The 4613-nt window shown below is 55.8% G+C and carries 3 protein-coding genes and 2 pseudogenes; 2 read left to right on the forward strand and 3 right to left on the reverse strand.

What is annotated here, in order from left to right; translation table 11 throughout:
* Window positions 1–1095, reverse strand: a 1095-nt coding sequence (locus FY112_RS38265; protein ID WP_246700800.1) for an ATP-binding protein, incomplete at its 3' end; no start/stop codon positions are given.
* A 429-nt stretch (window positions 1096–1524) separates the two neighbouring features.
* On the opposite strand from FY112_RS38265, the pseudogene FY112_RS38270 reads away from it, so the two are divergent.
* Both FY112_RS38270 and FY112_RS31290 read left to right on the forward strand, forming a co-directional pair.
* Window positions 1525–1737, forward strand: a pseudogene (locus FY112_RS38270) (transposase); the annotation flags it as partial.
* Window positions 1738–1924: 187 nt separating this feature from the next.
* Window positions 1925–2206: pseudogene (locus FY112_RS31290) on the forward strand (IS3 family transposase); the annotation flags it as partial.
* A 188-nt stretch (window positions 2207–2394) separates the two neighbouring features.
* Here the strand turns inward: FY112_RS31290 and FY112_RS31295 are convergent.
* The gene (locus tag FY112_RS31295) at window positions 2395–2958 is read right to left on the reverse strand and encodes a hypothetical protein (RefSeq protein WP_017958680.1); all 564 of its coding nucleotides are present in this window, start codon (window positions 2956–2958) and stop codon (window positions 2395–2397) included.
* Window positions 2959–3079: 121 nt separating this feature from the next.
* The gene (locus FY112_RS31300; protein WP_151520110.1) at window positions 3080–3742 is read right to left on the reverse strand and encodes a transcriptional regulator; all 663 of its coding nucleotides are present in this window, start codon (window positions 3740–3742) and stop codon (window positions 3080–3082) included.
* Between the last annotated feature and the right edge of the window lie 871 nt (window positions 3743–4613).

The raw sequence follows: 4613 nt of genomic DNA on the forward strand, positions 1-4613 counted from the left end.
CTTGAACAACCGCTCGCGGCAATCGTCATCAGGGAGAGGAATCTCAATCGCGGCATCTACACGGCCCGATCGGGTGGCGAGTGCCTCCTCGAGCGATTTCGGCCGGTTCGAGGTCAGGAGGATGATGATGTCTGAATCTTCGCCAAGACCATCCAACTCGTTCAACAGACGGTTCAGGCGGGTTTCTGCTTTTTGGCCCGAAATATCTTCGCGCGAACGACCAACCAGATCCGCATCCTCAAACACCATGATGGATGGCTGCAGGACACGAGCCAGCGCGAAGTGTTTCTCCATACCCAGCATCTGCTCAGCCGTGACCAGAACTATGCTGTGCCCGGGCAGGTTGGCAGCGATATAGTGGATGACATGGGTCTTGCCGGTGCCAGGCTCTCCGTAGAGCAGGATCCCCTTCTGTCTTGACTGGCCGAGGCGCTTCAACTCCTCCCGGCAATTAACAAAATCGAAGATGTGCGTATCGAGCTGGGCCATAGTCGCCTTTGAGAGCACGACGTCGTCCCGGCTTACAGCAGGGAGCTTATGCACGCGCATTGTCTCGTTCTTGCCTTCGAAGTCAGTGGACTCGAAAGAGACAGCCTTGTTGCGATAATATCGGGAGTTCTTGCCCTGCGCCTCGATTGTACGCAGAAAGCTCTCGGCAAAGTCATAACCCACGTCATTAGGCAGATGAACTATTTCGACCTGGACCTTTGAACCACCCCGGGCTTTGAACTTTGACAGCATGACTGCTGCAGGCACGTTGTCGTCGAGGTCTATCTGCCAGAGACCGTTGTTAATCGAAGCGTATGGCTCATCTTCACCAATGTCGATGTCCTGATACTGCACGGGCGTCAGTTGCACGGAGTGTTTTCCCTCGGAAGTGGTCAGGTCTGACAGCTTCATCGGAAGAAACTCGATCCATTGATGGAAGCCCAAGAGCTCAGGGGACCAAGGTGCGACTAGGTCCTCGATTATGGTTTGAAGATCTGCCAGGAGATGTGCGGTAAACTGCCGGCGTGAGCTCACGAGACCTGCCAAATCATTGGGCTTGAAATGGCGACCAAGTTTCTGCCACACAAAGCGATCGGATTCACTCATGACGTTGTTCCTTCTGAAGTGGAGAGGGTGGAACGTCTGGATCTCTAAAAGCAGCCATCAGGTTTCTCTCCAAACGTTGTTCGGCAGCCACGGTGTTTTCATAGGCGCTTGATCTCCTACAATCGGATTAGGTCAGTAGCGACCCAGCTTACTCTGAGCACTACTCGTGCCAGTCAGGTTGCGCTGGTAAGCCTTCGAGATTGCACATGTTTCGTTGTCGCTATTCGGAGGGTTTGTAGGGCTGCCGACATGTCGTGTCGCAGTCCGTCCGCGATCACTACCGCGTTTGGAGAGGCGGTCCGACAGGCTTCAAATCGGATAAGTAATGAAAGCTGCGCTGCGAGCGGGGAGATTTGAGCAATCCCCGTGACCTTGCCCCGTTGATAATCCATTTTGAAGTAAGCTCTGGCCCATTGAGAGGACCAGAGAATGAAGCGCAACCGTTTCACAGACGAACAGATCATCGGCATTCTGAAGGAGCACGAGGCTAGCACGCCGGTCTCGGATCTTTGCCGCAAGCATGGCGTCAGCGATGCTAGCATCTATAAATGGAAGGCCAAATTCGGCGGCATGGAGGTATCCGAAGCCAAGCGGCTGAAGACGCTGGAGGACGAGAACACGAAGCTGAAGCGGCTTCTGGCTACGCCCGCATTCAGGCCTTGGCTGGCTGACACCGGCCGAATTCGCTCAGACACTCAACCCGCGACGTGATGCGGTGCTGCGCAGACGAAATGGCTCCGCACCGCAACCCGCCGCTATCGAATCAACAGCAGCAACCAAAAACCGCTGGAGCGAACTCAAAACTGGATAAAACTTGGGGGCAAGGTCAATGAAGAAGCTGATGCAGATCGAAGACGAGAACGCGCGGTTGAAAAGGATTGTCGCAGATCTGACGCTGGACCGTGAGATGTTGCAAGACGTCGTTCTGCGAAAGCTCTAAGGCCTGCTCGGAAGCGGGAGGTGGTGAAGGACATGTGCCGGGATTGGATGGCCTCGATCCGGCTTGCCTGTGGAGCGTAGAACTTCGATCGGTCCACCTACCACTACACCTGTCTCCCCCGATCAGGCCGATCTGGAACGTCGTATTCGTGAGACCTGCGAGAAGCGTGTCGGTATTGCTATCGTCGGCTAATTCGAAAGGTCCAGATCATACTGTTGATAGCTGGAGTTCGAGTGTAGGCGCGGTTTGTTCCTTGCGCGGCGCTTCACCGGGCGCCAATTGCGTTTCTGCCGAGCTTAGCATGAAAATGTGTTGACACGCTGCTCAAGCTCGCGGTCGTTGGTCGGGCTTGGACACGTTCAGCGCTCGAACCGCTCCAGCATACGCTTCAATTGTGCATTTTGCATTCGAAGCTTGCGCGCCAACTGATCCCGGAGCAGCCTGATCTCGCCATCGAGGCTGATTGCATCGTCAGAAGCAGTGGGAACGCTTGGAGGCCGTGGGAGAACGACCTCAATAGTTTTCGCCTTCTTGCCCCGCGTGCTGCGCTTTCGCGTTTGACCTTCACCAAGCCGTCGAAAGGCATTTGGTGCGGCATGCGCAGCTGTGGCGGCTTCATCGGACAAGGCTGGATCAGCTGCTTCCTCCGGCCTAGCGCCTTCGATTTCTGCGGGACCATCAACAGCGCTTTCCGCCCCGTCGGCATGATCCGGGTCGCCTGACACCGCCGCGGAATGATCGTGAAAAACTGCCGTTTCGTCCGTAGGACGGTCTGTGGCGCCCAGCTCGTTTTTGGCTGCAGTTCCAGACGGCTCGGCGATGGCCAATACGTCCGGCTTCACCTCATCGGTCGAGCGGTGTTCTTGCTTCTGCTGCCGTCGCGGAGACACCAGCCGGGCAAGAAGTTTCCATGCAGACGCCATTTTATTCGACCTCGAATTCTACCCCGTGTGCAACGTGCGAGAAAAACCGCTGGCGGCAGAACGAACCGCCGCCAGAATATTCACTTCAATAAGCATGAGAATGCGGCCCGACGAATGTCGCTCAACCGAGGTTGAGTCGCTTTCGCAGATCGGCATTTTCAGCACGGAGCTTCTCAGCCAGCAGCTTGCGCAGTCTCTGGTTTTCCTCTTCCAGCTGCAGAAGATCCGCAAACTCGTCGACTGCAGCCACCGACGGTGCCGTCGCTGCCTGCACCGCCCTCGGAGCACGCTTGATAGGCGCACGTCTGGCGCTTGTCGCGCTTTCGTCAGACTTTGCCTTGCGTCCTCTCTTCTGCTTTCCGGCGGCGGCATTCGAAGCCAATGCTGGTTGCACAGAAACCGGGGCTGGGGGCGTTTCAGGGACTGCCTTCTTAACGCGAGGTTTGCGCACTTTCTTCGATAAATCGGACGCCGTGGCGGCCGGCGTTTCAGCATTGATCATCGCATCGTTTTCGTCGGCCATTGTGATCTCCTGTAAAGCCGATGCATTTGTCTCCTGCTCGATCGGCAGTGTCAATAACGACCCGGCCTGTTCTTCCCCGGATGCAAGCATCTCGCTGCTTTTTGCCTGAGGAGTTAATGACATAAATGGCATTGCCTCGTCCTGCAGATCTTGAGCAACGGACTTGAGATCGGTGTCTCCCCAGATTGAGTTCGGTTTGAAATTGAGTTTTCGGCGACCGGATTTATATTCGACGGCAAAGCTGCGTTGGACTTTTTTCATCTTAAAGAAGCCTCGGGTGTCTGATTCGAAGGTTCGGCGACGTCTTCAGCATCGCAAGCCTTTCAGATAGCGACTGCAGTCCATCCGGTCTATATTTTTTGAATCTGGGCTCGCTGGGTCCAATCGAAAACAAGCAACTGCTGGGATATAGTTCCGTTGGCGCTGCTCGATGATTGCGAGCCGATCTTCGCTGGTGAGAGGATAGCCCTTCGACGTGGCAATACGGCCTGATCCGATGTTCCGGCTATACAAAATTGCGTAAGTTCGTTTTGCGCGTACCCCTCGCATAGATGACTAATAGCTGACGCGCCGAACCCGATCACGGTTGTGCAAGCTTTCTGCGCCAGCGCAAGCTCATCGTCCGGCAAAGCGAAAATGATCGAGCCCAATTGGGTCATAGTCCTCCGCAATCAGGGTATCGCCCACGGCCGCGGCCTACCTGGCTCGGGTAGGCATATCCGGCAATGCCTTCTCCTCGATCAAAGGTTGGTTCTATCGTAACCTGTGCGCAGCCGAACACGGAAACCGACTGGGCGCATGGCGGCAGCAGTTCCCGCGGTCTTGAGGCAGGACTGACCGTCTGAATTTGAAGGACCGTAGACTAAGTCAAAATTGATGCGGCTTTACCATGGCGGCGCAACTGATTGACCGAAGTGGCCGTCGGCTCCGAGCTTTGATTGCTTATTGAACAACGAGATCGAGGCTCTGAACCCGATGCTCGCACGGTTCACCCCGGCCGCTCGAAATGCCTCTTCATCTGGGCGGTGTGTTTGGCGTTCCGCTGCCAAACCCAGAGCAGCGGTTCTGGGGTCTGTTCCGCAATCAGATGGATTCGTCACGGCAATTGAGGATCGAGGCGCGGGCGCGCTCC

The organism is Rhizobium sp. PEPV16, from assembly GCF_008919455.1.
In the GTDB taxonomy this organism is placed as follows: Bacteria; Pseudomonadota; Alphaproteobacteria; order Rhizobiales; family Rhizobiaceae; genus Rhizobium; species Rhizobium leguminosarum_Q.